This window comes from uncultured Merdimmobilis sp., assembly GCF_902471145.1.
In the GTDB taxonomy this organism is placed as follows: Bacteria; Bacillota; Clostridia; order Oscillospirales; family Ruminococcaceae; genus Merdimmobilis; species Merdimmobilis hominis.
Genome location: NZ_CABRJC010000014.1, coordinates 1 through 24,588 on the forward strand (window position 1 = coordinate 1; position 24,588 = coordinate 24,588).

At 55.8% G+C, this 24,588-nt stretch carries 31 protein-coding genes and 1 tRNA gene; 18 read left to right on the forward strand and 14 right to left on the reverse strand.

The annotated features are described in order from the left end of the window. From RDQ42_RS07485 to RDQ42_RS07495, 3 genes are all read right to left on the reverse strand, one after another. A partial coding sequence (locus RDQ42_RS07485; RefSeq protein WP_308588502.1) for an ABC transporter permease subunit occupies positions 1-1,053 on the reverse strand: 1,053 nt, incomplete at its 3' end. Beyond that, positions 1,050-1,817 (reverse strand): ABC transporter ATP-binding protein, encoded by a 768-nt coding sequence (locus RDQ42_RS07490; protein WP_071427924.1) that lies wholly within the window; start codon positions 1,815-1,817, stop codon positions 1,050-1,052. The genes RDQ42_RS07490 and RDQ42_RS07485, both read right to left, overlap by 4 nt. Then, positions 1,810-2,817: an extracellular solute-binding protein gene (locus RDQ42_RS07495; RefSeq protein WP_231358116.1), complete on the reverse strand. Its 1,008-nt coding sequence runs from the start codon at positions 2,815-2,817 to the stop codon at positions 1,810-1,812. The genes RDQ42_RS07490 and RDQ42_RS07495 overlap by 8 nt, the downstream gene beginning before the upstream one ends. A 339-nt stretch (positions 2,818-3,156) precedes the next feature. On the opposite strand from RDQ42_RS07495, the gene RDQ42_RS07500 reads away from it, so the two are divergent. Continuing rightward, positions 3,157-4,737: a DEAD/DEAH box helicase gene (locus tag RDQ42_RS07500; protein WP_308588504.1), complete on the forward strand. Its 1,581-nt coding sequence runs from the start codon at positions 3,157-3,159 to the stop codon at positions 4,735-4,737. Positions 4,738-4,932: 195 nt separating this feature from the next. Here RDQ42_RS07500 and RDQ42_RS07505 read toward each other — a convergent pair whose 3' ends face one another. The 5 genes from RDQ42_RS07505 to RDQ42_RS07525 all read right to left on the reverse strand — a co-directional run bounded on the left by RDQ42_RS07505 (position 4,933) and on the right by RDQ42_RS07525 (position 7,657). Then, a complete protein-coding gene (locus tag RDQ42_RS07505; RefSeq protein ID WP_054331515.1) occupies positions 4,933-5,511 on the reverse strand; it encodes a hypothetical protein in 579 nt (192 codons plus the stop codon). A 108-nt stretch (positions 5,512-5,619) separates the two neighbouring features. Next, a complete protein-coding gene (locus RDQ42_RS07510; RefSeq protein ID WP_071427929.1) occupies positions 5,620-5,847 on the reverse strand; it encodes a hypothetical protein in 228 nt (75 codons plus the stop codon). A 91-nt stretch (positions 5,848-5,938) separates the two neighbouring features. Then, on the reverse strand, positions 5,939-6,574 hold the full coding sequence (locus tag RDQ42_RS07515) for an ImmA/IrrE family metallo-endopeptidase (RefSeq protein ID WP_083386463.1): 636 nt from the start codon (positions 6,572-6,574) through the stop codon (positions 5,939-5,941). Continuing rightward, positions 6,571-6,936: a helix-turn-helix transcriptional regulator gene (locus RDQ42_RS07520; RefSeq protein ID WP_054331517.1), complete on the reverse strand. Its 366-nt coding sequence runs from the start codon at positions 6,934-6,936 to the stop codon at positions 6,571-6,573. The genes RDQ42_RS07515 and RDQ42_RS07520 overlap by 4 nt, the downstream gene beginning before the upstream one ends. A 481-nt stretch (positions 6,937-7,417) precedes the next feature. Next, positions 7,418-7,657 (reverse strand): heavy-metal-associated domain-containing protein, encoded by a 240-nt coding sequence (locus RDQ42_RS07525; protein WP_054331518.1) that lies wholly within the window; start codon positions 7,655-7,657, stop codon positions 7,418-7,420. 368 nt (positions 7,658-8,025) lie between these two features. Here RDQ42_RS07525 and RDQ42_RS07530 point away from each other — a divergent pair, with 368 nt between their 5' ends. From RDQ42_RS07530 to RDQ42_RS07565, 8 genes are all read left to right on the forward strand, one after another. Then, positions 8,026-8,997 (forward strand): transglutaminase family protein, encoded by a 972-nt coding sequence (locus tag RDQ42_RS07530; protein ID WP_231358118.1) that lies wholly within the window; start codon positions 8,026-8,028, stop codon positions 8,995-8,997. 25 nt (positions 8,998-9,022) lie between these two features. Further along, positions 9,023-10,084, forward strand: coding sequence for a type II secretion system F family protein (locus RDQ42_RS07535; protein WP_195254306.1), 1,062 nt, complete (start codon positions 9,023-9,025; stop codon positions 10,082-10,084). A 93-nt stretch (positions 10,085-10,177) separates the two neighbouring features. After that, positions 10,178-10,492 carry a hypothetical protein gene (locus tag RDQ42_RS07540; protein WP_054331522.1) on the forward strand — a complete coding sequence of 105 codons (315 nt, stop codon included), beginning with the start codon at positions 10,178-10,180 and terminating at the stop codon, positions 10,490-10,492. An 18-nt stretch (positions 10,493-10,510) separates the two neighbouring features. Beyond that, positions 10,511-10,999 carry a DUF4860 domain-containing protein gene (locus RDQ42_RS07545; RefSeq protein WP_231358217.1) on the forward strand — a complete coding sequence of 163 codons (489 nt, stop codon included), beginning with the start codon at positions 10,511-10,513 and terminating at the stop codon, positions 10,997-10,999. Continuing rightward, entirely contained in the window at positions 10,996-11,421 is a 426-nt protein-coding gene (locus RDQ42_RS07550) for a hypothetical protein (protein WP_054331524.1), read from the forward strand. The genes RDQ42_RS07545 and RDQ42_RS07550 overlap by 4 nt, the downstream gene beginning before the upstream one ends. After that, positions 11,411-11,800: a hypothetical protein gene (locus RDQ42_RS07555; RefSeq protein WP_231358119.1), complete on the forward strand. Its 390-nt coding sequence runs from the start codon at positions 11,411-11,413 to the stop codon at positions 11,798-11,800. Before RDQ42_RS07550 ends, RDQ42_RS07555 begins: the two co-directional genes overlap by 11 nt. Before the next feature lie 28 nt (positions 11,801-11,828). Next, a complete protein-coding gene (locus RDQ42_RS07560) occupies positions 11,829-12,890 on the forward strand; it encodes a type IV pilus twitching motility protein PilT (protein ID WP_071427940.1) in 1,062 nt (353 codons plus the stop codon). A gap of 132 nt (positions 12,891-13,022) precedes the next feature. Next, positions 13,023-13,313, forward strand: a complete 291-nt coding sequence (locus RDQ42_RS07565) for a hypothetical protein (RefSeq protein WP_054331527.1) — start codon at positions 13,023-13,025, stop codon at positions 13,311-13,313. 61 nt (positions 13,314-13,374) lie between these two features. On the opposite strand, the gene RDQ42_RS07570 is transcribed toward RDQ42_RS07565, so the two are convergent. Together RDQ42_RS07570 and RDQ42_RS07575 are read right to left on the reverse strand one after the other, a co-directional pair. Continuing rightward, the gene (locus RDQ42_RS07570) at positions 13,375-13,692 is read right to left on the reverse strand and encodes a putative heavy metal-binding protein (RefSeq protein ID WP_054331528.1); all 318 of its coding nucleotides are present in this window, start codon (positions 13,690-13,692) and stop codon (positions 13,375-13,377) included. A 79-nt stretch (positions 13,693-13,771) separates the two neighbouring features. Next, positions 13,772-14,635 carry a GGDEF domain-containing protein gene (locus RDQ42_RS07575; RefSeq protein WP_231358127.1) on the reverse strand — a complete coding sequence of 288 codons (864 nt, stop codon included), beginning with the start codon at positions 14,633-14,635 and terminating at the stop codon, positions 13,772-13,774. 223 nt (positions 14,636-14,858) lie between these two features. Here RDQ42_RS07575 and RDQ42_RS07580 point away from each other — a divergent pair, with 223 nt between their 5' ends. From RDQ42_RS07580 to RDQ42_RS07595, 4 genes are all read left to right on the forward strand, one after another. Next, positions 14,859-15,107, forward strand: a complete 249-nt coding sequence (locus tag RDQ42_RS07580) for a helix-turn-helix domain-containing protein (protein ID WP_071427942.1) — start codon at positions 14,859-14,861, stop codon at positions 15,105-15,107. Positions 15,108-15,292: 185 nt separating this feature from the next. Then, entirely contained in the window at positions 15,293-15,550 is a 258-nt protein-coding gene (locus RDQ42_RS07585) for a hypothetical protein (protein WP_054331530.1), read from the forward strand. A gap of 81 nt (positions 15,551-15,631) precedes the next feature. Further along, positions 15,632-15,705: transfer RNA gene (locus RDQ42_RS07590), tRNA-Gly, on the forward strand. A gap of 106 nt (positions 15,706-15,811) precedes the next feature. Then, the gene (locus RDQ42_RS07595) at positions 15,812-17,587 is read left to right on the forward strand and encodes a DUF885 domain-containing protein (protein ID WP_308588506.1); all 1,776 of its coding nucleotides are present in this window, start codon (positions 15,812-15,814) and stop codon (positions 17,585-17,587) included. Positions 17,588-17,671: 84 nt separating this feature from the next. Here RDQ42_RS07595 and RDQ42_RS07600 read toward each other — a convergent pair whose 3' ends face one another. After that, positions 17,672-18,700 (reverse strand): aldo/keto reductase, encoded by a 1,029-nt coding sequence (locus tag RDQ42_RS07600; RefSeq protein ID WP_308588508.1) that lies wholly within the window; start codon positions 18,698-18,700, stop codon positions 17,672-17,674. A 162-nt stretch (positions 18,701-18,862) separates the two neighbouring features. Here RDQ42_RS07600 and RDQ42_RS07605 point away from each other — a divergent pair, with 162 nt between their 5' ends. Beyond that, a complete protein-coding gene (locus RDQ42_RS07605; RefSeq protein WP_308588509.1) occupies positions 18,863-19,699 on the forward strand; it encodes a purine-nucleoside phosphorylase in 837 nt (278 codons plus the stop codon). Positions 19,700-19,798: 99 nt separating this feature from the next. Continuing rightward, a complete protein-coding gene (locus tag RDQ42_RS07610; RefSeq protein WP_308588510.1) occupies positions 19,799-21,076 on the forward strand; it encodes a hypothetical protein in 1,278 nt (425 codons plus the stop codon). A 107-nt stretch (positions 21,077-21,183) separates the two neighbouring features. On the opposite strand, the gene RDQ42_RS07615 is transcribed toward RDQ42_RS07610, so the two are convergent. Further along, complete coding sequence (locus RDQ42_RS07615; protein ID WP_231358133.1) at positions 21,184-21,609, reverse strand: hypothetical protein; 426 nt, start codon at positions 21,607-21,609, stop codon at positions 21,184-21,186. Positions 21,610-21,652: 43 nt separating this feature from the next. Next, positions 21,653-21,850 (reverse strand): helix-turn-helix transcriptional regulator, encoded by a 198-nt coding sequence (locus tag RDQ42_RS07620; RefSeq protein WP_308588511.1) that lies wholly within the window; start codon positions 21,848-21,850, stop codon positions 21,653-21,655. A gap of 235 nt (positions 21,851-22,085) precedes the next feature. Here RDQ42_RS07620 and RDQ42_RS07625 point away from each other — a divergent pair, with 235 nt between their 5' ends. From RDQ42_RS07625 to RDQ42_RS07635, 3 genes are read left to right on the forward strand one after another with little or no spacing between them, the layout of a single operon-like run. Beyond that, entirely contained in the window at positions 22,086-22,940 is an 855-nt protein-coding gene (locus RDQ42_RS07625; RefSeq protein WP_054331716.1) for a radical SAM protein, read from the forward strand. Positions 22,941-22,970: 30 nt separating this feature from the next. Next, positions 22,971-23,807 carry a hypothetical protein gene (locus RDQ42_RS07630; protein WP_054331717.1) on the forward strand — a complete coding sequence of 279 codons (837 nt, stop codon included), beginning with the start codon at positions 22,971-22,973 and terminating at the stop codon, positions 23,805-23,807. Positions 23,808-23,831: 24 nt separating this feature from the next. Then, positions 23,832-24,047 (forward strand): hypothetical protein, encoded by a 216-nt coding sequence (locus tag RDQ42_RS07635; protein ID WP_054331718.1) that lies wholly within the window; start codon positions 23,832-23,834, stop codon positions 24,045-24,047. Positions 24,048-24,100: 53 nt separating this feature from the next. Here RDQ42_RS07635 and RDQ42_RS07640 read toward each other — a convergent pair whose 3' ends face one another. Beyond that, positions 24,101-24,535 carry an N-acetyltransferase gene (locus tag RDQ42_RS07640; RefSeq protein ID WP_231358140.1) on the reverse strand — a complete coding sequence of 145 codons (435 nt, stop codon included), beginning with the start codon at positions 24,533-24,535 and terminating at the stop codon, positions 24,101-24,103. Positions 24,536-24,588 lie beyond the last annotated feature (53 nt).

The window sequence follows — 24,588 nt, forward strand, 5'->3', positions numbered from 1 at the left end:
CACCAGGCCGGTCAGCAGGGAGATGAGGATGGAATTGGCCACCAGTTTCCCCAGGGCACCCACCGAGATGATCCGCTGGAAATGGCGCAGGGTGAAAGTCAGGTCATAGGGCCATCCCTCGATAAAGGGGGCAGCGATGATAATGACGATAGGGATGGCGATTATCAAAGAGATTACCCCGAAGAACAGCTTCTGGATGGGGTGAAAGGGGCCGGATTTCACCGGGCGCAGGTTGTGGGCCGATTGGGCTTGCTTTTTGCTGAAATAACAGATGTCCAGCAGGTACACCACAGCAGCCGGCACTAGGATGATGGTGCTGTAAATGGCGCCCTTGGAAAAATCCAGCATGCCGATGACGTTTTTGTAGAAGAGAAGCGGCAGTATGGAGTATGTACCACCCACTGACAGGGGGATACCGTAATCGGTGAACACCATAGTGAAAACCACGGCGAAGGCAGAGAACACCGAATACTTCATCACCGGCAACACCACGTCAAAGAACCGGCGCATCGGCTTGGCGCCCAGGATGACGGCGTTTTCAAAAAGGCGGCCGTCCAGATTGGCAAAGCCCTGGCTTAGCACCAAGAAGGCGGTGGGAAACGCATAGAAAAAACTGCCCATCACAATGCCCAGAGGGCCGTATATGGGAAGGTTCAGCCCAAACAGCCGGGTGAAGATGCCCATCTTGCCAAACAGGTACACGATGACAATACCGTGGGTAATAGAGGGGACAAGCATGGTCATCAGGGCAAAAAAGCGGAAGAACACCCGCATTTTGTGGGAGAGTTTATACTCCACGATATAGGCGAAGAAAAAGGCCGCACTGATGGAGATCACGCAGGAGATAAGGGTGACCTTCAGGGAGTTGAAGATGGCGCTCCGAGTGGTGCTGCTGGAGAGGACGGTGGCAAACCCTTTGTAAAACGGGGTGTAGTCCACCGATTTTGCCAACAGTGCCAACAGCGGCAGCACCAAGTTCATCAACACGATGGCGATGAGTGCGGTTAAGAGGAAATACGGTTTGCGCTGGGTTGTAGTGGGACTGTTCTTCAAGAGGCTCCGCCCCCTTTAAGCTCCCAGATATACCGCGCCCGCTTGTCGATCTGGTCGATGACAAAGGACCGGATAAAGGGATCGTCCTTGCTGGCGTACAGTCCATCCGGGGTGTCGTCCGCTACAATGGCCCCCGCCCGCATCAGAATGATCCGGTCGCTGAGGGAGAGGGCTTCCTCCTGATCGTGGGTGACCATGATCATGGTGATGCCGAACTGTTTTTGAAGCTCTTTGAGCTCTTCGCTCAAATCCACCTTGACCATGGCGTCCAATGCGGAGAAAGGCTCGTCGAGAAGAAGGAGGTCGTTTTCTAGAACCAGTGACCGGGCGATGGCAGCCCGCTGCTGCATGCCGCCGGACAACTGGGAGGGGTACTTCTTGACGGCCCGTTCCAGCTTGAGCATTTTAAGCATGGGCTCAATTTTCCCCCGAATTGCTTCGGGGGAAGTTTTGCGCAGCTTTAAGCCGTAGGCGATATTGTCATATAGGGTCATGTGGGGGAACAGGGCGTAATCCTGGAACACGATGGAGAAACCCCGTTTGTCCGGCGGCAGATTGGTGATGTCCTTGCCGTGGTGGAGGATTTGGCCGGATGATGGGGATTCCAGCCCCATCATCACCCGCAGTAGAGTGGTCTTGCCACATCCGCTGGGCCCCAGGATGGAGATGAACTGCCCTTTTTCAATGGAACAATTGATGTCCTTCAGGGCATGCTGCTGCCCAAAATATTTATTTACACCGACGATGTCTAAGACATTACTCATACCGCTCACTCCATTTTTGTGCTCTTTCCGCCTTCAAGTCCGGGTCAGCGATGTCAGTCATATCCAGGAGCTTGAAGTTTTCGGGGTACTCGCCCCGGTTTTCCCCGCCTTCGATGACGGAAAGGTTGTAGTTGTTGAAGACGGCGTTGCCCTCGGCGCTGGTGATGGTGTCCAATACATCCAGTACCAGCTGGGAGGGTTCCTCTTTCTTGTTGACCAGCAGAGCGGTGTCGTAGTCATAAGGGGCGCCTTCAGAGGCAAACAGGACTTTGACCGGCTTGCCTTCGCTTTGCAGCAGAAGGCCCTCGTAATCGATGCCCAGGCCGATGGCGGCTTCGCCCGAGGCGACCATCGAGGACGGGGTAGAGCCGGATTCACCGAACAGGAAGATGTTTTCACTCAGTTTGTCAAAATACTCCCAGCCTTTTTCCTCACCGTACAAGCCCAGAATGCCGTGGAGGAAGAAGTAGCCGGTGGAACTGGTGTTGGGGTTACTCATAACAATGTGGCCTTTGTAAATAGGGTTCAACAGGTCTTCATAGGAGGTGGGCTCCGGAAGGCCCAACTTTTCCAGTTCTTGGGTGTTGACCAGGATGGCACCGGACCAAACGCCGTTGGGGATGATCACATTGTCCGGGTCGGTGTATTCGGCTTTGTAAGTGCTCTTGGGGGTGAACGACCGCAGGTAGCCGCCGTCTTTCAGCTGATTGGCATAGCCGCTGGAGAGGGAGAGGAGGATGTCAGCCTCAGAATCGGCTCCCTCCGCCTGGATTTTTGCAGCCAGCTTGCCGGAGGACATATAGGTGATGTTGATTTCTGCATCGGGGTAAATTTCCCGCAGATAGTCCAGCTGCAATGCGATCTGGTCTTCATAGTTGGCGGAGAGAATGTTGACGACCTGTTTATCGCCGCTGCCGCTGCTGCTGCATCCGGCAAACAGCCCTGCCGCTACTGCTGCAGTCAGCATAAGGGCAAGGGTTGAAAAAAAACGTTTTTTCATGGGGGACCTCCTTGCATTTCAATTTTCAATACATTCAAAACTAACAACTTTATTATAATATAAAGTTGGCAATATCGCAACAAAAAGAAAGAAATTTTAGAATATTTTAACACTTTGACCATTTATATTGAGTAGATATTTGTCGATTATCTACGCCTTAATGGATGGAACCCGGCAAGAAGGCAGTATGAATTGAGGACGGATCTCTTGCAATGCCCCCAATTTGCTTGAATTTTTTTCCAGCCCATGCTACAATAATCCCACGGCGGCGGTCGGTAAGGCTCCGGCGTTGCAACAACAACCACAGAGGGAAATTACCCTTTTTTGAAAGGACTTTATATGAAATTTGAACAACTGAACTTGGCTGCCCCTATCCTGAAGGCGCTGGCGGAAGAGGGCTACACCGCCCCGTCCCCCATTCAGGAGAAGGCCATCCCTCCGGTGCTGGAAGGGCGCGACCTATTGGGCTGTGCCCAAACCGGCACTGGCAAGACCTGTGCCTTTGCCTGCCCCATGCTCCAAACTCTGTATGGGCGGCCGGTGCGGGAGAAAATCCGGCCGATCCGGGGCCTGGTGCTCACTCCCACCCGGGAACTGGCCCTCCAGATCAGCGAGAGCTTCCAGAGCTATGGCCGGCATCTGCCCATCCGCACCACCGTCATCTTTGGTGGGGTATCCCAGGTGCCTCAGGTGGAAGCACTCAAACAGGGGGTGGATATTCTGGTGGCTACCCCGGGCCGGCTCAATGACCTGATCGGCCAAGGGTACATCGACCTCTCCAAGGTGGAGATTTTTGTGCTGGATGAAGCCGACCGGATGCTGGATATGGGCTTTATCCACGACGTGAAGAGGGTGATCGGGAAGCTGCCCCAGAAGCGGCAGACCCTTCTGTTTTCCGCAACCATGCCCCAGGAGATCATCAAACTGGTGGAGACGATCTTAAAAAATCCGGTGAAGGTCATGGTGACTCCGGTCTCCTCCACGGTGGAGATCATTGACCAGTCGGTCTACTTTGTGGACAAGGCCAACAAGCCCAAGCTGTTGATCCACCTGCTCCAGGACCCAGCTATCACGTCGGCTCTGGTATTCACCCGCACCAAACACGGCGCGGACCGGGTGGCCCGACTGCTGCAAAAGGCGGGGGTTGGGGCTGCGGCCATCCATGGGGATAAATCCCAAGGGGCGCGGCAAGCCGCCCTCTCCCGGTTTAAGAAAGGGGAGATCCGGGTTCTTGTCGCCACCGACATCGCCGCCCGGGGAATCGACATCGACGAGCTCTCCCACGTGTTCAACTACGACCTGCCCGACGTGCCGGAGACCTACGTCCACCGCATCGGCCGGACGGGCCGGGCAGGGGCAGGAGGCACCGCCATCGCCTTCTGCAACTTTGATGAGAAGGAAAACCTGAAAGATATTGAAAAACTGATTCGCAAACAGATCCCCGTGGTGGAGGGCCACCCCTACCCCATGGAGATCTTCGAGCCCACGGTAAAGCAGCCGCCCCAGCCCCGCAGGGCCCGGGAGCCGCAACAGGGGAAGGCCGCTCCCAAAAAAGTGAAACAGCCGGCCCGGCAGCTAGAGAAAAAAGATCTGTCGCGGGGAGAACACCCCGCCCGGCCCCAGAGGGAGGGGAGCGCGGTGGAGCCGGCTGAAAAAGCGCCCCAGCGAAAGAACCCTTCGTCCTCCCAGAAAAAAGAATCCCCGGCGAAACCTGCCTCTAGTAGGGAGAGGGCACAGGGAGGAGCCCCCCAGCAGCGCCCAGCGAAAAAACCGGCTCGCCAGGGAGCGCCCAAAGGGGAACAGAAGACCCCGAAACAGCCGGTAGCTCCGGAGGAAAAACGCCCCCAGATCGCCTTCCAGAGGGAGGCCCACACCGAAGTGAAAACCGTCCCCCGCAAATGGTTTGAGTTCTGGAAATAACAGCGGCCGCGGATGGCCTTGGCTTCGCCGGTCCTCTTGCACAGGGGACAAAACAGCAGAGAAGCCCCCTTCTTCCCACAGGAAGAAGGGGGCTTCTATTTCTTATTGGACTGCACTACAACCTAATGGTTTTGGAGTTTCTTTTTCAACTTTTATATAACATCCCTCCAAAGACCGGCAGAAACGATGTTCGGCTTAGTCCACCGAGATGGGGGTAAAGGTGCCGTCCTCGTGGGGGGTAAAGACAAAATGCTCCTTTAAAAAGATGATGTCGTCCCGCTTCACCGCACCCAGCTCCGCCAGGATGGCGGCGCGGGCGACCACCTGGGCGCCTGCCTCTACCGCCAGGCCCTCAATGGCGGCCAGGGATTCCCCAGTGGCGATGACATCGTCGATGAGGGCGACCCGTTTGCCGCGGATCTTCTCGGCGTCGCAGCCGTTGAGATACAGGGTCTGCTCCTTCTGGGTGGTGATAGAGCAGGCCTTGTGGGAGAGGGCATCCTGCATATAGGGCTTGAGGGACTTGCGGGCGACGATGAATTCCTTCATCCCAAGCAGGCGGCTCATCTCATAGCAAAGGCAGATGCCCTTGGCCTCGGCGGTCATCAGGTAGTCCACCTCGGGAAGCCGTTTGACCAGCTCCGGCGCCACGGCCTGTACCAGTTCGGTGTCCGAGATGACCACAAAGCTGGCCAGCGCCTTATCGTCTGCAATTTTTACATAGGGCAGCTTGCGTTTTACGCCGCAGATTTCAAAGTCAAAATATTTCATCATGCTGTTGCTTCCTCCTGCTTCCTTAGTTTACCGTTTTATCTTATTATAGCAAAGCATGGGGAAGATTGTAAAGAAAGACCAGTATGTACCGCCCCACTGGGCGGAAAACTATTTGTGGGCACGGTGTTCGGTCTGTAGGCCGTGGTCAGCCGCTTTGGCATTTTTGCTCATCGGCACGTCGTAGATCGCCTGATAAGAGGAGACCTCAGCAGGGTCGAGGGGCGCGCTGGGGATGAGTCCGGTGCACTCGGTGCTGGAGGCCACGCCATACAGCTCTTCATAGGGCTGGCCGTCCGGGGAATCGTAGGGGAGGATGGGCTTGTGTTTTTTTTGCATGAAAAAACAGCTCCTTTCCCCTTTATTATTTCACCCCGCGGTGCAGTTAACAGCGTTTGGACCAGGGAGTTTGCGGCAGGAAGAAACTGGGTTAGACCCCATCGTCCCAGACGGTAATGGAAGGACGGGAAAAATAGTAATCCGGCCCCGGGCCGCGGGGCAAGCCAAGCCGGGTTTGGCGGCTGCGGGAGATCAATTTCAGCTTGTCCACCGGCACGCCGCGGTTGTACTGCCACAGCTCATAGGAGAGGGATTCCACCCGGTTTCGGACCATCTGGGTGCTGACTCCAAAGCGCTGGGCCAGTTCGAGCAAACCCGACAACCGGTTAGAATTAGAACGTATGTTCGACAAAATCGGCAAAAAAATACGATAGGGCAAAAGCAGCTCCGCCGCAGCCTCATTGGCCTGCCATTCCAGCGGAGAGCGTTCGCAGCCATCGCAGAGAAATTGCGTGTGATTTTGGTGAAGTAGATAGTGAGACAGTTCGTGAGACAAGGTGAAGCGCTGGCTCGGCAAAGAGGCGTTTTGGTTGAGTGCGATTTGGGAGAGGAATTCCCCCCGGATCAAAACGCCGCAGAGCCGTGTGCTTTGAAAATCCAGAAGCCGCACGGGCACATCCAGCTGCTGAGCGGCTTCAAAGGGGTCAAAGGGCGCAGTAAATCCATGCTCCCGCCGGATTTCGTCTACCCGGCGGTAGAGCTGGGCTTTGGTGGCATAGCTTTCTATGGCCGCTCATTCCTTTCTTTGAACTTTTTCTCTTTGTCCTTGATCTCCCGGGCGATGCCCAGCAGAAGGTCCACATCGTGTTGGGTCAAATCCAGGGCCTTGGCGCCCTGGGCCAGACGGAAGTAGATGTCTGGCATGGATTCCCCATCCGGCCCAAAGGAGACAGGGGAATCCTCCCCCAGCAGGTAATCGGTGGAAACACCGAAAAACGCAGCCACTTTGCGCGCAGTTTCGGTGCGGGGCACGCGGCAGCCGCTCTCCCAGTTGCCGATGGTGCTCTGGGTGACGCCCAATTGTTTGGCAAGCTGAGCCTGGGTCAAGCCGGCACCGGTGCGCAGTTCTTTCAAACGGGTGTCAAACATGAGAATCCCTCCTTATCAAAAATGTGTGCAACAGCCCGTTTGCGGGTAAGGCCCGGTCTATCAATGGGGGAAAACCCGGCTTATCTGAAGTTGGCTAAGAGGGAGGTCAAGATAGGCACCTCCCCAATGGAGCCAGACGGGATCGGGATACGATGCATTCCCATTTTGAGCGGCGAGCGTTGCGGTTGGTGATTTGTTATGGGAATCGGTTAGAAACTTTTCCACTTTTATTATAGCACAAAGAATGATGAAAGCCATCTATTTTTGACGAATTTTTTCTGTTTAAACAATTTTTTTCGGGGACAAAAGGGCATTGTTTTGCGGGTTTAACAGGGGATGGGGAAGCATGCCTTTCCCATGAGGGGTGTTTGTACGCCGTCCACTTCTGCGGAGGGTTTCTCTCACCAAAGGCCGGAGGGAAACCCCGCGGAAGAAAGGGAGGAAAAAGAATCCCCTCCCCCAGCCGGGGGAGGGGATGAGGTCATCGGCTCTGAATCACGCTGGCATCTGCCGCAATCTGATACCCCAGATTGTTGAGACAGTGCTCAATCTCATCGTAGGAGGTGCCGGAGCTGTCATAATCCACGGCGATTAGCCGGCGGTCCGGATTGACGGCGGCGGATGTCACGCCGTGGATGGTGTCCAGCTTGGCTTTAACTTCCTGAAGGTTCCGCTTGCCTGCGGTTCGTTCTACAATAAAATATGCGCTTTCCTGGGGCATGTTATCACCTCAATGGTAGTTTCCCCTGGGGCGAGCTAGCCATACCAGACAAATTTTTCGTTCGTAAGGCTGATTTACAAGGGAAGCCTCTTCAGCCCCAATTTATGGCGCGGGGGACGCCCCAGGAACCCGACGGAGGGAAGAGGTTCCTCCGCTGGCATATCTGTACAAGGGAAGTAGTCACAATATGGAGAAAAATTGGCGAGATTTTTTCCCAAAAGTATGGTAATGTACTGGTGCAGGGCCATGCCAATGATATATAATAAAAATAGGTAAAACGATCATTTTTTCTTGTAAAAAATTGTTTTATGGCAAAAGTCCGCCTTGTAGCAGGGCGGCGAGTTCTGTGTGAAAAGGGAGATTTTTGAATGAAAACTCATTTTTATAAAACCACGGCAGCGGTGCTGGCTGTCTCTATGCTGCTGTCGCTGACGGCCTGCCAGTCGGCCCCTCAGGAGGTGGAGAGCCAAGGGGACAGCTCCGCTTTGGTGGAAATCGAGCAGGAGGCGGTGCCCAAGGATAAGATCCCCCAGGTTTCCTATGTCAAGGTCCCCACCAATCCGGGCATTACGGTGTACTCCAACAGCAGCGCCTCCATCGATGCTTCCAACGCCAGCGAAGGCTACGTCTCGGTGAAGTACACTGGATCTTCTTCCAGCCGCATCAAAGTGCAGATTACCAAGAACACCACCTACACCTATGATTTGAACAACAAGGGCAATTATGAGGTGTTTCCCCTGAGCGAAGGGGACGGCTCCTATTCCGTAAAGGTGTTTGAGAATGTTTCGGGCAACAAATATGCCCAGGCCTACAGCACCACCTTTTCAGTGACCTTAAAAAACAATTTCACCCCATTTTTGTATCCCAACCAGTATGTGGATTTCAACGCCGACAGCAAGGCGGTGAAGAAGGCTGCTGAACTGGCCAGCCCCACCGGCGACCAGTTGGAGACCATCGCCAATGTGTACAATTTTGTCATCAACAATGTCACCTATGATGACGCCAAAGCCGCCACGGTCAGTTCTGGGTACCTGCCAAAGGTGGATTCGGTGCTCTCTTCCGGCAAGGGCATCTGCTTTGACTATGCAGCCTTGATGACCGCTATGCTCCGCAGCCAGGGGATCCCCACCAAATTGGTAGTGGGCTACACCGGCGACCTGTACCACGCATGGATCAACACCTATATCCCCAATGTGGGCTGGGTGAACAACATGATCTACTTTGACGGCACCAGCTGGAAGCTGATGGACCCCACCTTTGCCTCCAATGGCAAATCCAGCCCGGAAATCATGAAGTACATCGGCGACGGCCGCAACTACCGCAGCAAATACACCTATTAACCTGCCAAAAAAGGAGCCTGAATGCATGGTGACCCAACGGCCCGCTGCAACCAAAAAAACATTGCCAGCCCAAGAACTTTCTGCTTTTTGCCTGCAAATGGCCCTCCTTCTGCGCTCCGGCATCCCGGCGGGGGAAGGCGCGTCCATCCTCTGTGAGGATGCGGCGGAATCGGAGCGGGAATGGCTCTCCCCCCTAGCGGAACGGCTGGATTTGGGGGAGCCCTTTTTCTCCAGCCTGGAACAGGCGGGGAGGTTCCCACAGTACTTGGTGGACATGTGCCGCATTGGCGAGACCACCGGCCGGCTGGACGACGTCCTCTTTGAACTGTCCCGCTATTACACCAAAGAAGAAGATCTGAAAAAAACCATCAAAAGCACGGTGGCCTATCCCGCGGTGATGCTGGTGATGATGGCCGCAGTGGTATTTCTGCTGCTGACCAAGGTCCTGCCCATTTTCCAGCAGGTGTTCCAGCAGCTGGGGGCAGTGATGTCCCCAGTGGCCCAGGGCCTCTTGTCGGCTGGGAGCTGGCTGGGCCGGTTTTCCGCTGCGGGGGTTGGCATCCTGGCCGCCGCGCTTCTAGGTGTGTGGCTTTACAGCCGCACCCAGGCGGGAAGGGCAGCCTTTGCCCGGTGGTCCGCCGCCAGCTTCGGCTGGAAGAAATTCGCCACGCTCAGCGCTATGCGGCGCTTTTCCTCGGCCATGACCATGACCTTGAAAAGCGGCCTTGACTTGGATGAATCCATGGAGATGACCGCCCGGCTGGTGGACTATCCCCCCATGCGGCAGAAGGTGGAAGAATGCCGCCGCTGGATGGACGAAGGCCAGGCCTTTGAAGAATCCATCGCCAAGGCGGGGATCTTGCCCGCCATGTATTCCCGGATGCTGGGCGTCGGGGTGCGGACCGGCCAGCTGGACACGGTGATGGAGGAGATCTCCCGCCGGTGCGATGAGCAGCTGGACGACCTCCTCTCCCGGGCCATCGGGGTGGTGGAACCGGCCATGGTGGCGGTGCTCTCCATTGTCATTGGGCTCATCCTAATGACGGTGATGCTCCCGCTGATGGGGGTTATGTCCTCCATCATCTAATCCGAATTTGACAGCCGAGGTCCCGGGGCGGTCTGCCTTTGGGGTCCCGGCTGCTGCTGTTGGGGAGGGGTTCCCCAAGTTGGGAGGAATTGTATGAAGGCACAGGGAAAATGGCTGGGCTATCTGGTGCCGGTGGGCACCTTTCTGATCTTGGCGGCGGCACTGTGGTATGGCATGGGGGACTTACAGGCCCGCAACGCCGAGGAGGGGGTCCGGGTGACCGAGCAGGCCATCCGCCGGGCGGCAGTCCAGTGCTATGCCATCGAAGGGGAGTACCCTCCCTCCCTGGAATATTTGAAAGAAAACTACGGCATTGAGGCAGGGGAGTATGTGGTTCATTACACGGTGATCGCCTCCAACCTGATGCCGGATATCACCGTCTTCGCCCTGGAGGACGGGGAGGAATAGGAGGAGAGGCTTTTGGAGATGAAAAAACAAACCCATATCGCCGACCTGCTGTTCACCTTGGCGCTGTTTCTGGTGTTTGCCGCGTCGGCGGTGATGGCACTCCTCTTTGGGGCCAATGTGTACCAAAACACCGTCCGCCAGATGGATGAAAACTACAACCAGCGCACCTGCCTTGCCTATGTGGCCAACCAGGTGCGGCAGCACGATGCCGCCGGGAGGGTCTATCTTTCAGAGATCACCGGCCAGCCCGCTTTGATTCTGGAGGATGGGGACGGGGATGGCCGGTACTTCACCGCCATCTACTGGTATGAGGGTTCCCTGCGGGAGCTGTACACTGCCAAGGACAGCGGCCTCACTGCCGCCGACGGGGTAGAGCTCCTGACTTTGACCGCCTTTTCGATGTGGGAGGAGGACGGCCTGCTCCGGGTGGAGGCCATTGGCCCCCAAGGGGAGAAATTGGGGCTCACCCTGTCTCTGCGCTCTATGAAAGGGGGAGAGGACCGATGAAAACCAAGAACAAATCCAGCCTCTTCCTCATGGAATTGATTGTGGCCATCTTTTTCTTCGCCGCATCGGCGGCGGTCTGTATCAGCATCTTTGTGGGAGCCCACAAAACCAGCAGCCGAAGCGTGGATTTAAGCCAAGCTGTGTTCCTCGCCCAATCGGCGGCGGAAACGGTGAAGGCCAGCCCGGAGGGCTGGCAGCGGCTGGAATACCTCACCCCAACTGGAGAAGGACAGGCGGTGGTGGAGTATGATAAAGATTGGCGGCCCATCTCCGGCTCCCCCTCCGGCGCCGTCTACCGGATGGAGCTGCTGGACCAAGGGGATGGCTCCACCCGCATCACTGTGAAAAAAGGGGAGGAAACCCTCTTCTCCATCGAAGCGGTGCCCCTGCATCGGGAAGGAGGGGGCGGATTTGGCCAGTGAGAAACGCTATCCCATCGGCAGCGCCTCCATCGTCATGGTGTTTGTGGCCGTCTGCCTCACCGCCCTCTCCTCTCTGTCCCTGGTGTCTGCCAAAGCGGATTTAAAGCTGTCGGAAAAGACTGCCCAGGCCGTAAACGTCTACTATGAGGCGGACGCCAAAGCCGCCCGGGAGGTCAACGCAGCGGAGGGGGATGCCGTCAAACTGGAACAGATGGGCTGGCAGCGGCAGGAGGGCACCCTGCAAAAAGAGTTCCCTTTGGATGACCGGCAGGCCCTGCGGGTGACCCTGGCCGCCCTCACTTTGGAGGTGGAGGAATGGCGGGTGGTCATCACCAAAGAATGGGTGGGGGACGACAGCCTGGACGTCTGGGTCCCTTAAGCAACAGCAAGCGAAAGCAGGTGTATCTATGGATATTCAACAGATTTTATCCGGCGCGGTGAAAAGCAAGGCGGCCGATATCTTCCTGGTGGCCGGCCTTCCCCTCTCCTATAAGATCAACGGGCAGATCCGCCATCAGAACGAGGAGAAACTGACCCCCGCACAGACCAATGAATTGATTTTAGCCATCTATGGCCTTTCCAAGGGCCATTCCCCCAACCATCTGCTGGAACACGGGGATGACGACTTTTCCTTCTCCCTGCCCGGGCTTTCCCGGTTCCGGGTCAGCACCTATAAACAGAGGGGTTCCCTGGCTGCGGTGATCCGGGTGGTCAACTTTGAACTGCCGGATTACAAGGACTTGGGCATCCCGGATAATGTGATGCGCATAGCGGGGATGACCAAGGGCTTTGTGCTGGTCACCGGCCCGGCGGGCAGCGGCAAATCCACCACTTTGGCTTGTATCATTGACGCCATCAACACAACCCGGGATGTCCACATCATCACCTTGGAGGACCCCATCGAATACCTGCACCGCCACAAAAAGAGCGTGGTAAGCCAGCGGGAGGTCTCCACCGACACCGACAGCTACGAAGTCGCCCTACGGGCGGCGCTGCGCCAGGCGCCGGATGTGATCCTGCTGGGGGAGATGCGGGACTATGAGACCATCAAAACCGCCATCACCGCAGCGGAGACAGGGCACCTGGTCATCTCCACCCTGCACACCATCGGGGCGGCCAAGACCATCGACCGGGTGATCGACGCCTTCCCGCCCAACCAGCAGCAGCAGATCCGGGTGCAGCTCTCTATGACCCTGCAGGCTGTGGTCTCCCAGCAGCTGGTGCCCACAGTGGACGGCCAGGTGGTCCCCGCCTGTGAGGTGATGTTCCTCAACAACGCCATTCGCACCATGATTCGGGAATCCAAGGTCCACCAGATGGACACGGTGATCCAGACCTCATCGGGCGAAGGGATGATCACCATGGACAGCTCCCTCCTGGGCCTCTGCCAGCAGGGGAAGATCACGGCGGAGACAGCCCTTCATTTCTCCACCAACCCCGAGCTGATGCAGAAGCGGCTGCGGATGTAACCCCAAATTGGCCACCTCATTTTTGGAAGATGCCACAATTTCTGGCAGCTGGCAAAAATAGGTTTGAATTTTGGGGCGGTATCGCATATAATAAGGGAGTATGGAACGATTTTGAAACGGGAGGAATAAAAAATGCATGTTGTTGACACCGTACATAAGACCGAGCTGGACACCGATTACAACGGCTTAATTGATTTTATGGTCAAAGGACGCCAGGTTGACCTGTACCTGCCCAAGGAGAAGACCGACTCCGACGGGTACCTGACCTGGGATGTGGAGCACTGGACCAGCGTGGACGGCCGGCGGTTTATCCGCTGCTATTCCCTGAAGGGCCGTGTCCTGCGGGATTCCACCAGCCACAACACCTATGATATGAAAAACGACTTCCACCCTGAGGAAGCTGAAAAAGTCTGCCTGAGCTAGTATTGCGACAGAAAAAGAGGCCCCCGGCATCTGCCGGGGGCCTTTCGTTTTTCTTGGCTTTTTAGATGACCACTGCAGTTCCGGAGACGCTGACCATTAGCATCCCGTTGTCAGAGCCGAGGATTTCATAGTCCACATCCACCCCGACAACGGCATTGGCACCCTTTTGCTGGGCGCGGCCACACATCTCCTGGATGGCTTCTTCCCGGGCGGCCTGGAGTTCTTCTTCATACCCCTGGCTGCGGCCGCCGAAGATGTTGCGGATCCCCGCGCCGATGTCCCGGAACATGTTGATTCCAGTGATTACCTCGCCAAAGACAACCCCTTTGTAATCCAAAATCGGGCGGCCGTCCACATTGTTTGTTGTTGTGACAATCATTGTTCTGCCTCCTTGCCTATAGCCTCTGCGTTCCCCATCAGTATAGCAGAGATCAGGCTGGAGAAGAAGGAATTTTTTCTTACAATTGAACGGCTTTCTTTTGTTTTTTCTTCTGATACATGGCCCGGTCCACCCGGTCCAGAAACTGGGATAGGGTATCGGTTTGAGGATCAAAGGTTGCCGTGCCGATGCTGACGCTCACCGATACTGGCTGATCCCCCCGCCGGAAGGGAAAGAGGTCGATGTCCTGTTTCAAGGCGTCGCATCGCCGCTGGACACAGGGAAGGTCCTCTCCGGGGAAGATGGTCAGAAATTCATCCCCGCCAAACCGGGCGGACCAGTTTTCCCCACCGTCGGTATGCCTGCGCAGCAGGGCCACAATCTGTAGGATGACCTCATCTCCAAAGGTATGGCCATACAGATCGTTGATCTGTTTAAAGTTGTCAATATCCACCATAGCGGCGCACAGGCTGCGGCCGGTGTCCCTTGCCTCCTGTAGATTGCGCCGCAGCCGGAGTTCCAAGGTGTTTTTATTATATAAGCCGGTAAAGGAGTCGGTGGAGGCCAGGTTCCCCAGCTCCAGCAGGATGTCAGGGATATTGCCGCAGTTGGAGCAAACGGCCTGGAAATCGCCTCCAGGGCCGGCGATTTCTTTCTCCAATTCCAGCACCATGGGCTGGCAAAGGCAGGTGATGGGAACGGCGATGAGCAGCTTCGCCTTTTGGTCCCGCAATTCCACTTTGGCTAGCTGCCGCCGCTGGAGCTGGGATTGCCGGGCAAGGCCTTCAGTGGGATCCCCATGGCAGGCCAATAAGACCAGCTTCCCTTGGTCCAAGCGGTAGGAGAGGCCGTTTTGAGGGTCGACGAGGCGAAAATTGTCAAAAATCCGGCAGAGATCGCTTTGGCCGGAGAATATCCGGCCCAGATCTTCCAATTCAAACATAACGGCAGCACTCCTTTACAACACATCTCGATACAGGAAGAGGGGACTTTCTGCGGCAGGTCCAGCGGGGAAGGGAATTTTCCCTTGCTTTCTCGAAAATCCGACTTGGGAAGAAAATAAAGGAAAAAAGGACCGGATAATTTGACATTTACTAAATGTCAATATTGTATATAGTATAACATATACTGTTACTGTTGGCAATTGTAATGTCAAGAGGTGCAGTATGTTCATCAATAAGACCAGTGATGGCAAGAACAACATCTGCGGAAAACAGGTTGCACGGCTTCGCAAACGTATGACTCCTAAAGTCTCCCAACGGGCGCTGGCAGAAATGCTTCAGGTGGCAGGGCTGGACATCGATAAAAATGCGATCCAGCGGATTGAAAGCGGTCAGCGCTTCGTCACAGATATTGAACTGATGGCATTGGCTCATGTTTTAAACGTGGATGTAAAGGACTTGTTGCAAAACTAAAGTGGGGATACCACTGGGTCTGGCCGCTGAATAAACGGCTGGACAGGATTCACCAGTAAAAATTGCTTTTTTTTCTTCCTGCTGGTATAATGGTCACGTTGTGGCTGTTATGCTTTTTTTATTGCTGCGCCGGTATCTTTGAGTAGCGGGCCTGAGCCGGGCTGACAGTGGAAAGGGAGATTGTTATGGGAAAGGTTGAGTTTGACTTTCGCGGTGTGGATTTTTTCCAGAGCAAGAACAAATTGAGCGGAAGCCTGGGGAATTTCCGCTATATGATGATCCCCGATGGGGACGGTATCCAGGTGTACACCTACGAGACCTACTGTTTTGAGGTTGCACCCAAACTGGCGGAAACCCGGGTGGAGATGAGCGACCAGGGCTTGCAGGGGGCAGGGGAGTGGCTCAACGCTCAATATGAAGCCTATCTCACTGCCCACCGGTAGCGGGCCATGGAAAAAGTAAAAATTCTGTCGATGAAATTGGGTTGACTTTTTCCAAAATTTGATGCATAATAATATAGCAATGCGGATGTAGTTTAGTGGTAAAATATTAGCTTCCCAAGCTGAGGTTGCGGGTTCGATTCCCGTCATCCGCTCCAAAAAGTTCTGCGTAAACAAGTCTTTGTTTACGCAGTTTTTTCTATACCCGCCAAATCGCAGAGACAAATGGACAAAAGGTTGAAGATGTGCCGGAAAGGAAATACCATGAAACAGTTCAAACGATGCAGCGCTCTACTGCTGGGCGCGTTGGCGGCCCTTTCCCTTGTTGCATGCAGCAAAAAGGACGCCACAGGGGAACAGGAACGGTTTGACCAATTCATCCAGCAGGAATTTGTGGATACCATGGAGAGCGACTATCCGAGTATGCATATATTTCTCATTCATCCGGAGGATTTTGGGGTGGACCCCAGTGCTGTGGAGGTGGGCCTCGGCCTTCGGGTAGATGAACAAACGATCGAGAAGACAGCCCAGGATGTGGCCGCGGCCCGGGAGGAATTCCAGACCTTCGACCGCAAACTGCTGACAGAGGAACAACAGGATACCTATGACATCTACCAATTTCAGATTGATTTGGACTCCAAACTGTGTGACCCCAAATTTGATTATTACCAGCAGGCGTTTGGATCGACAACGGGGCTGCACACCCAGATCCCGACACTGCTGTCCGATTGGCAACTGCGGAGTGAACAGGATGTCAAGGACCTAATCGCGGTGGTCGGCGACGTCAAGCCGTATGTGGACAGCCTGCTGGACTACACCCGGAAGCAGGAGGAAAAGGGCCTGCTGATGACCGATTTGGACGGTGTCATCCAATACTGCCAGGGGGTGACCGCCGCGGGGGAAAACAGCGCGGTGCTCCACTCCATGAATGCGAATATTGACGCTTTGCAGCTGGACAAAGAGGCAGCCAGCCGCTACAAAGCGGAGCTGAAAGAGGCGTTTGAAAATTCATTCCTGCCCGCATATGAAGAGATTATCACCACCATGGAAGCCCTCAAATCCGGCGACAACAACCAAGAGGGGCTCGCCCATTTTGAATATGGCAAGGAGTATTACACACTCCTCCTGCAGCAGAATGTGGGAAGCAACAAGTCGGTGGAGGAGATTCGCCAGATGATGGAGGATGCCTGCAACCGGTATGACAAAGGCATTGAGACAATCATCCTGGAAAACCCGGATCTCTATGAATCCTTTGTCAACTTCCCCACCACTGGGTTTGGCAGCTATACCGCTATTTTGGACAACATTCAGGGGAAGATGTACCGGGATTACCCAGAGGTCAGCAATTTGGACTACAACATCGTCAACATCAACGAGGAGATTGCCAATTCTGGGGTGGCCGCCTACTTTAACATCCCGCCCATCGACGACACCGGGGATAAACAGCTGCGGGTCAACCCGGATATCGGGGGCGTGGATGACATCTACACCTACAGCGTGGTAGCCCATGAGGGCTACCCAGGCCATATGTACCAGAATGCCTATGCCTATGCCTATGAAAATTTGGATTCCCCCTATCGCAAGGCGCTGGCAAACTCGCCGGCGTACAGCGAAGGCTTTGCCGTCTATGCCCAATACTCCGCGTTTCAGTACTTGGATGGGATCGACCCAAGGGTTTTGGATGCCTACCGGCAACAGGAACTTTACACCTATTGCGCCATCGTCCTGTCGGACATCGGCATTCATTACGACGGCTGGTCCCTCCAGGAGTTTCAGGATTTCCTGACCGAAATGGGCCTGGAATTGGGGGATGAGGCATTGTATGAGTCCCAGTACAAGCAGCTCCAATCCACCCCCTGTGCTTTCCAGCCCTATTATGTGGGGTATGAGGAGTTTATGGCCCTCCGCCGGAAGGCAGAGAAGGAGCTGGGGGACAGCTTTAATCAAAAGGCGTTCCATGAAGCCATTCTGAAGAGCGGCGCCGCACCGTTTTGCGTGGTGGAGCGCAATGTGGACAAATACATCAACGCCAGCAAATAAAAGGAAAGATCCCGGGGACGTCGTCCCCGGGATCTTGTTTTTTGGGAAAAACGATTTTTTGGCCCCAAGCCGCTGGAACAGCTGTTAGTCTGCGATGCCTTTTTCCTTGCGGAATTGGCGCCAATCCTCCAGGTTCTCGGCGATCAGATGGGAACATTTGAGGCCGTAGGGGCAGCGGGATTCGCACAGCCCGCAGTGGAGGCAGGTCTCCACTTTGGCCAGTTCCGCAGTCCAATACTCGTTCATGTACTGCTGCCAAGGGGAGCGGCGCAGCAGCTGAGGAAGCCGGCAGATGGTGTTCAGCTGAATCCCCTGGGGGCAGGGCATGCAGTAGCCGCAGCCGCGGCAGAAGTTGCCGGCCAGCTCCTCCCGGTCCTTGGCGATGACCGCCTCCAGCTCCGGGGTGAGGGTGACTTCCCGCTGGGCGCAGTCCAGGAACTGGGCCAGTTCCTCTTTTTTCTGCATCCCCCAGATGGGGACCGCGTTGTCAAACTGCTGGAAGAAGGCATATGCCGCCTCCGCCGAGGTGAGCAGCCCGCCGGAGAGGGCCTTCATGGCGATGAAGCCCAAGTTCAGCTCTTTGCACAGGGCGATGAGGTCGATGTCCTCCTGGGGGGAGATGTGGGACACCGGGAACTGGATGGTATCGTAAAGGCCGCTCTTAGCCGCTTCCTCCGCGATGGCCCGGCGGTGGGAAGTGATGCCGATGAACCGGCATTTGCCTTGGCGCTGGGCCTCCAGCAGGCCCTGGTACAGGCCGTTTTCATCCTCCGGGTCGGGAACCGACTGGATGTTGTGCAGCTGCATGATGTCCACATAATCGGTGCGGAGCATGCGAAGGCTCTCGTCCAAATCCTTTAGGAGGCCGGCTTTGTCCTTGGCCATGGATTTGGTGGAGATGACGATTTTGTCCCGCCGGTCGTGGAAGGCTTCCCCCAGTTTTTCCTCACTGTCCGAGTAGGCGCGGGCGGTGTCATAGAAGTTGATTCCACCGTCGTAGGCCATGTGGAGGAGCTCCACCGCGCTCTGTTTGTCGATGCGCTGGATGGGCAGGGCGCCAAAGGAGTTCTCGGTGACCATCAGGCCGGTGCGGCCCAGTTGTTTACGCTTCATAAGTGTCTCCTTTCGGAAATGGTGTCGAATTTGTTACCCTCATTATACACCTTGGCCGTGGAATGGGGAAGAAAAATCTTCCTTCGGGGTCTTGTGGGGTTCTCCTTCCCAAGGAGGCGAGAATTTGATATACTGGGTACAAATATCGTTGGGAGGCAGCTTATGCAGTATGAAAATGAACGTTATATAAAATGGGTAGAGGATTCCGCGGCTTATATCCGCCGCACTTTGGGCGGTTTTCAACCGGAACTGGCCATTGTTTTGGGCTCTGGGCTGGGTGGTTTGGCGGACCGGCTCCAAAATCCCATCCCGGTGGAATATGCCGACATCCCCGGGTTCCCCCGTTCCACAGTGGCAGGCCACGCCGGCCGGTTTGTGGCGGGCTACATCGGCAAGAAGCCGGTGATCTGCATGCAGGGCCGGTTCCATTACTACGAGGGGTATGACCTGCGGACAGTCACCCTGCCGGTGCGGGTGCTCCACGCCCTGAGGGTGGATTCCATCATCCTGACCAATGCGGCGGGCGGGGTCAACCTCTCCTTTGTACCCGGGGATTTGATGGTCATTGACGACCACATCAACCTGACCGGGCAGAGCCCCCTCATCGGGCCCAACCTGGAGGGCTGGGGACAGCGGTTCACCGACCTCTCCACCGCTTATGACAAAGAATACCGGGCTTTGGCCCACCAGAAGGCGGCGGAACTGGGCTTCTCTCTGCAAAGCGGGGTTTACACCTGGATGACTGGCCCCACCTATGAGACCCCCGCGGAGATCCGCATGGTGCGCACCCTGGGGGGCGATGCAGTGGGCATGTCCACCGTGCCGGAGGCGATGGTCGCCCGCCACATGGGGATGCGGGTGTTGGGCATTTCCTGCATCACCAACATGGCGGCGGGAATTTTGGACCAGCCTTTGAGCCATGAAGAGGTCAGCGAGACCGCCGGCAAGGTGACTGAGAAGTTCACCGCCCTCATCGAAGCGGTAGCCCAGGCCATCTAGGGGCGGCAGGCATAATAGGCACATGGGGGGTTCCCCAGACGGGGAACGCCGCCCGAGGAAATCCCTCCTGGAGAGGAATCGGAAAGGAAGGTACATTCCATGAAACAAAAACTTGCGGCCCTTCTCGCCGTTTTGGCGGTGTTGCTGGCCGCCTGCGGCCCCGCCGCTGGGAATTCTGGCTCCAGCGGGAGCACCCAGTCCTCCGGGGTGGAAAAACCCCCCATGGAAGAGGATTTGGATCTCTTCACCTCCACCCTGGAGGAAAACCACAAAAACCTCTATGCCAACATCTCAAAAGAGGAGTTCCAGGCAGAGGTGGAACAGGTGCGGGCAGAATTGCCGGGCATGAGCGAGGGCCAGTTTTACTATTCCCTGCGGCGCCTTCTCTCCTTGGTGGGGGACGCTCACACCAGCCTGGGTTTTACCGATTCCAACTACCGTCATCTGACCGCCCTCCCCTTTGCGGTGATGTATTTTGAGGATGGCTGGCATCTGATGATGCTGGAAGAGCAAAACCAGCAGTACCTGGGTTACCGGCTTCTGGCCATCGACGGGACCCCCATCGACGAGGTATATGCAAAGGCCAAGACCATTATGAGCTATGAAAATGAATCCTGGGCCCGTCAGCAGTTCTCCAACACCATCAACTTCCTGGATGCCCTAAAGTACCTGGGCATTGTAGGGGAGGATGCAGACAGCATCACCTTGACCATTCAGAAAGGGGAGGGCAGCCCGGAAGAAACCCTCCCCCTCAAGGGGATGAACGAGGAGGAGATCTTTGCCGCCACCATCCTCCAGGTGGAGCGCAGAGAGACTCCTGCCACCGCAGCGAGGGGCTACTACCGCACCTTGGATTTAGGGGACGGGGCCTTTTTCCTCCAATACAACACCTGCCAGGAGGCGGAAGACCTGCCCATGGCCGAGTTTGTGGAACTCACCTCCGATGCCCTTTGCGCCGGGCAGTACACCAAGGTGATCCTCGACCTGCGGTACAACACCGGCGGTGATTCCCGGATTTTTGAGCCGATGATCGAGAAATTGGGAGAGCTCAAGGAGCAGCAGGGTTTCCAGGTCTATGTCCTTATTGGAAGGAACACCTTCTCTTCAGCTATCATCAATTCCATCCAGGCCCAGGAGGCACTGGATGCCGTGCTGGTGGGCGAACAGACCGGGGGCAGTGTCAACGGCTATGGGGAGCTGCAGAGCTTCCAGCTGAAGAACACCCCCGTTCAGGTGTACTATTCCACCAAGTACTTCGAGCTGATCCCCGGTTATGAGAAAGACTCCCTCTATCCTGACCAGCCGGTGGCCCAGACCTACGAGGACTATGTAGCCGGGGTGGATCCAGAGGTTCAGGCGATTCTGGGGCGGCAGTAACAGATTGTTTTGCGGGTAAACCGCTGTCCAATTGCGGCAAAATCCCCCTTTCCATCCGAAACAAAGATGGGAAGGGGGATTTTTTATGGGGGTTTGGGCACGGTGTGTTACATGGTCTTGCTGTAGCGGTGGAAGAGGACGACCCCGCACAGGTACTGGAATACCAACACCAGCACCATGGTGGCAATTACATAGACAGGGGCTTTCATCAGCCCAAAAAAGGTGCAGAGCAGGCAGTTGACCAGAAACATGATCTGGTTCATCCGGTAGCCGGACAGATGGCGCAGCATGATCTTACGCTCGTCGGCCAGATTGATTTTTTCCTCTTTCAACCGGCGCTGGCGCTCCTCCCGGTGGGAGGGCATAGCCCAGTACAGGGTGCGGATGACCTGTCCGGCCACCGAGCCCAGCAGCCCGAAGCCCAGACCCATCAGGTAGGGGCTGTCGGGGAAGTCCCGCAGGCCGAAGAAAACGATGACGCCGCCAGCCAGGGCGACAAGGCCGTATTTGAGCCAAAGCTTTGTGTTGTTCATAAAAGGGTACCTCCTTTGGGTTAGGTGTGCAAGAGGGTTGGGCCTACTCCTCTTCGTAGAGGAATATGTCTTCAATGGCGGTTCCAAAGAACCGGACGATTTTAAAAGCCAGCAGGATGGAGGGGTTGTACCGGCCGTTTTCCAACGAGCCGATGGTCTGGCGGGAGACCTGCAGAATCTCCGCCAATTCCTCCTGCCGGATACCCCGCTGTTTGCGGAACTCCTCTAAGCGGTTTTTCAAGTGGTCACCTTCTTTGTATTTGAAGTGGAAAGTTAACTTTACATCCATAGGATAGCACACGCATTCTGCAATGTCAAGTAAACTTTCCATTTTTCTTTGGGGTGGATATTTTTCCCCTTTCCATGCTATAATGGTCCCAAAGGGATAGGCCGTGGAAAATCTGTGCCAATGCGGCGAAAAAAAGGATGGCCGGCAGCTGTTCAGCCGCTGCCGCGCGCAGGAAGGAAGTGCAGCGATGACCCGAGAAGAGATGTATGCCTCCATTTATTCCCATGACACCGTCTACCGCCCGCCCCAGGAGGAGGGCAGCGCCATGTTGGAGGTAGCCTTGGGGTGCAGCTGGGGAAAATGCACCTTCTGTGATTTTGCCAAGGACGCTTTTTCCATCCACCCCATGGACAAAATTGAGTTCAACGCCCGGATGCTCGGCCTCCTGGATCGGGACGCTAAGCGGGTGTTCCTGCTGGGGGAGAACGCCTTTGTCCTCTCCACCGACCAGCTGGTGGAGGTTTTTGACCTGATCCACGCCCACATGCCCAACGTGGAGGAGATCGCCATGTATGCCCGGATCGACGACGTGCTGCGCAAAAGCGATGAGGATATCCTCCTGCTCAAGAGCATGGGTCTGTGCGACCTGCACATCGGAGTGGAGTCGGGCAGCGATTCCATCCTGGAAATGGTGAACAAGGGGATCACCTCCTTTGATACGTTGACGGCCCTCCAGCGGCTGGACAAATTGGGGGTTGGCTATTACCTGACCATCATTTTGGGGCTGGGGGGGAAGACCTTCCGCAACCTCCACGCCATTGAAACCGCCCGGATGCTGAATAAGACCCACCCCAAATGCATTTGGGCATTGGCGCTGAAACTCTGGCCAGGCACCCCCTTGTATAAAGCAGAAAAGCGGGGGGAGTTTGACGCCCTCGATTACCGGGGTATGCTGCTGGAGGAGCGGCTCCTGCTGGAAAACCTGACGGTGAAGGACTGCTTTTACATGGACACCACCGTTTTGGGGAAATACACCATCCAGGGCCAGCTTCCCGACGGCAGGGAGGCTATGCTGGGTGCGATCAATCAACTGCTAGGCTGAGACCCGGCTGAAAGAAAGGAGAGAGCGAGGATGAAACGATGGATCGGATTGTTGTTGACAGTTGTCCTGCTGCTGGCCGGCTGCGGGAGGGCAGACGACTTTGCCGTTGTGATGGCGACTACTGGTAAGGAGGAGCCCTTTGCGGTCACCGGGGAGGTCACCCGGGAGGCTGCAAAGCGGATGAGAGAAGACCAGCTGGAGGAGTGGCTGGAAACCGATGGGGTGGAAGGCAGCCTGGTATTTGACTACAGAAGCGATGGGATGATCGCTTCCTACGGCCTGGATCACCCGCTGTTCCGCTACGACCGGGTGGCGGAATTCTGCCAAAACTGCCTGGATGGCAAGCCGGACAGCATCGCCTTTGTTGGGATGGGGGAGCCCCTCCCCTGCTATGTGGATTGGTTTTACACCGACGGGGAATCCGTGTGGGAGGAATTTTCCTACCTGCTGCGGGATGAAGTGAAGGTGGACCGGCGCGAGATCCAACCGGTGGAGCTGAGCGGGGATGGGAACCAGCTGGTGTTTTTCTCCCAGGGGGAGGAGATGCGGTCCATGCCCCGGCACGGCCTGGAGGCGGTGTCTTTTTCGGGGCAGCCCCGGGAGGAGCAGGAGCAGCTGCTGCTGGACTATCTGCGCCCCTTCTTTGAGGGAGAGGGCAGGTACCCGGAGGGCTCCATCACCCTAAAACGGGGAGAAATGGTGGAGATCCGGGGGGAGAGCTGCCAAGAGTATGAAATCTACAGCGGGGAAGGGCAGTCCATCGGCTATGCCGCCGCCAATGGGGATTTTTCCCACATATACCAGCAGGAGATGGTGAACGGCCAATATTTTCTGGAGGTCTGCCCAAAAGGCAAAAGCCCCCAATAATGCGAAAGAAAGAGGGAAAACAGCATGATTCAATTTAAACGGCACTTTAGAAACGCCATCTGGTTTTCGGTGGGCATCACCCTGGGCGGCCTTATCTTGCCCCAGGTTGTCTTTTCCGGGCCATCCACCAGCGATCAGCCTTTTCATATCCAGGCCGCCATCTATTTGGGGGTATCCTTTGTCTTTGCCTTCCTGTTTTTCTGCGGTATGGACTGGTTCCGTTCCAGAGGGAAAAAATAGCCGCTTCCCGAAAAAGATCCCGCCCCCAAATTTTAGGGGGCGGGATCTTTTGACTAATTCTCTCTTTGCCAGGCCATCAACAGCTCTGGGAGGCCGGAGTCCTCATTGGGCTGCTCTGTGACCACCTGAAACCCCATTCGCTGGTAAAAGCCGATGGCACCAGTGTTCTGGGCATACACCGCCAAGGTGAGCTGGGGATAGCGGCCTTTGGCATCCTCAACCAGCGCCCGGCCTACCCCTTTTCCCTGGTGGGCGGGGTCCACAAAAAGCGCCCCAATAAACGTGCCGTCGATGAGGCTTAAAAAACCGAGGATTTTCCCATCTTCCACATACAGGGTTGTTTCTGCCGAGGGGAGATATTGATCCCTCACCACCGGGAAGTTTTTCTCCCAATAGGCGCGGGGGAGGAAGGGGTGGCCCTGGACAGTGGATTCTAGCCAGATGGCCATCACCCGATCCTGGCAGTCAGGGGTATAGGGTTTGATCATAGAAAGGCTCCTTTGTCGTCGTTTGCACCGATTGTACCAGAAGAAGGGAGCGG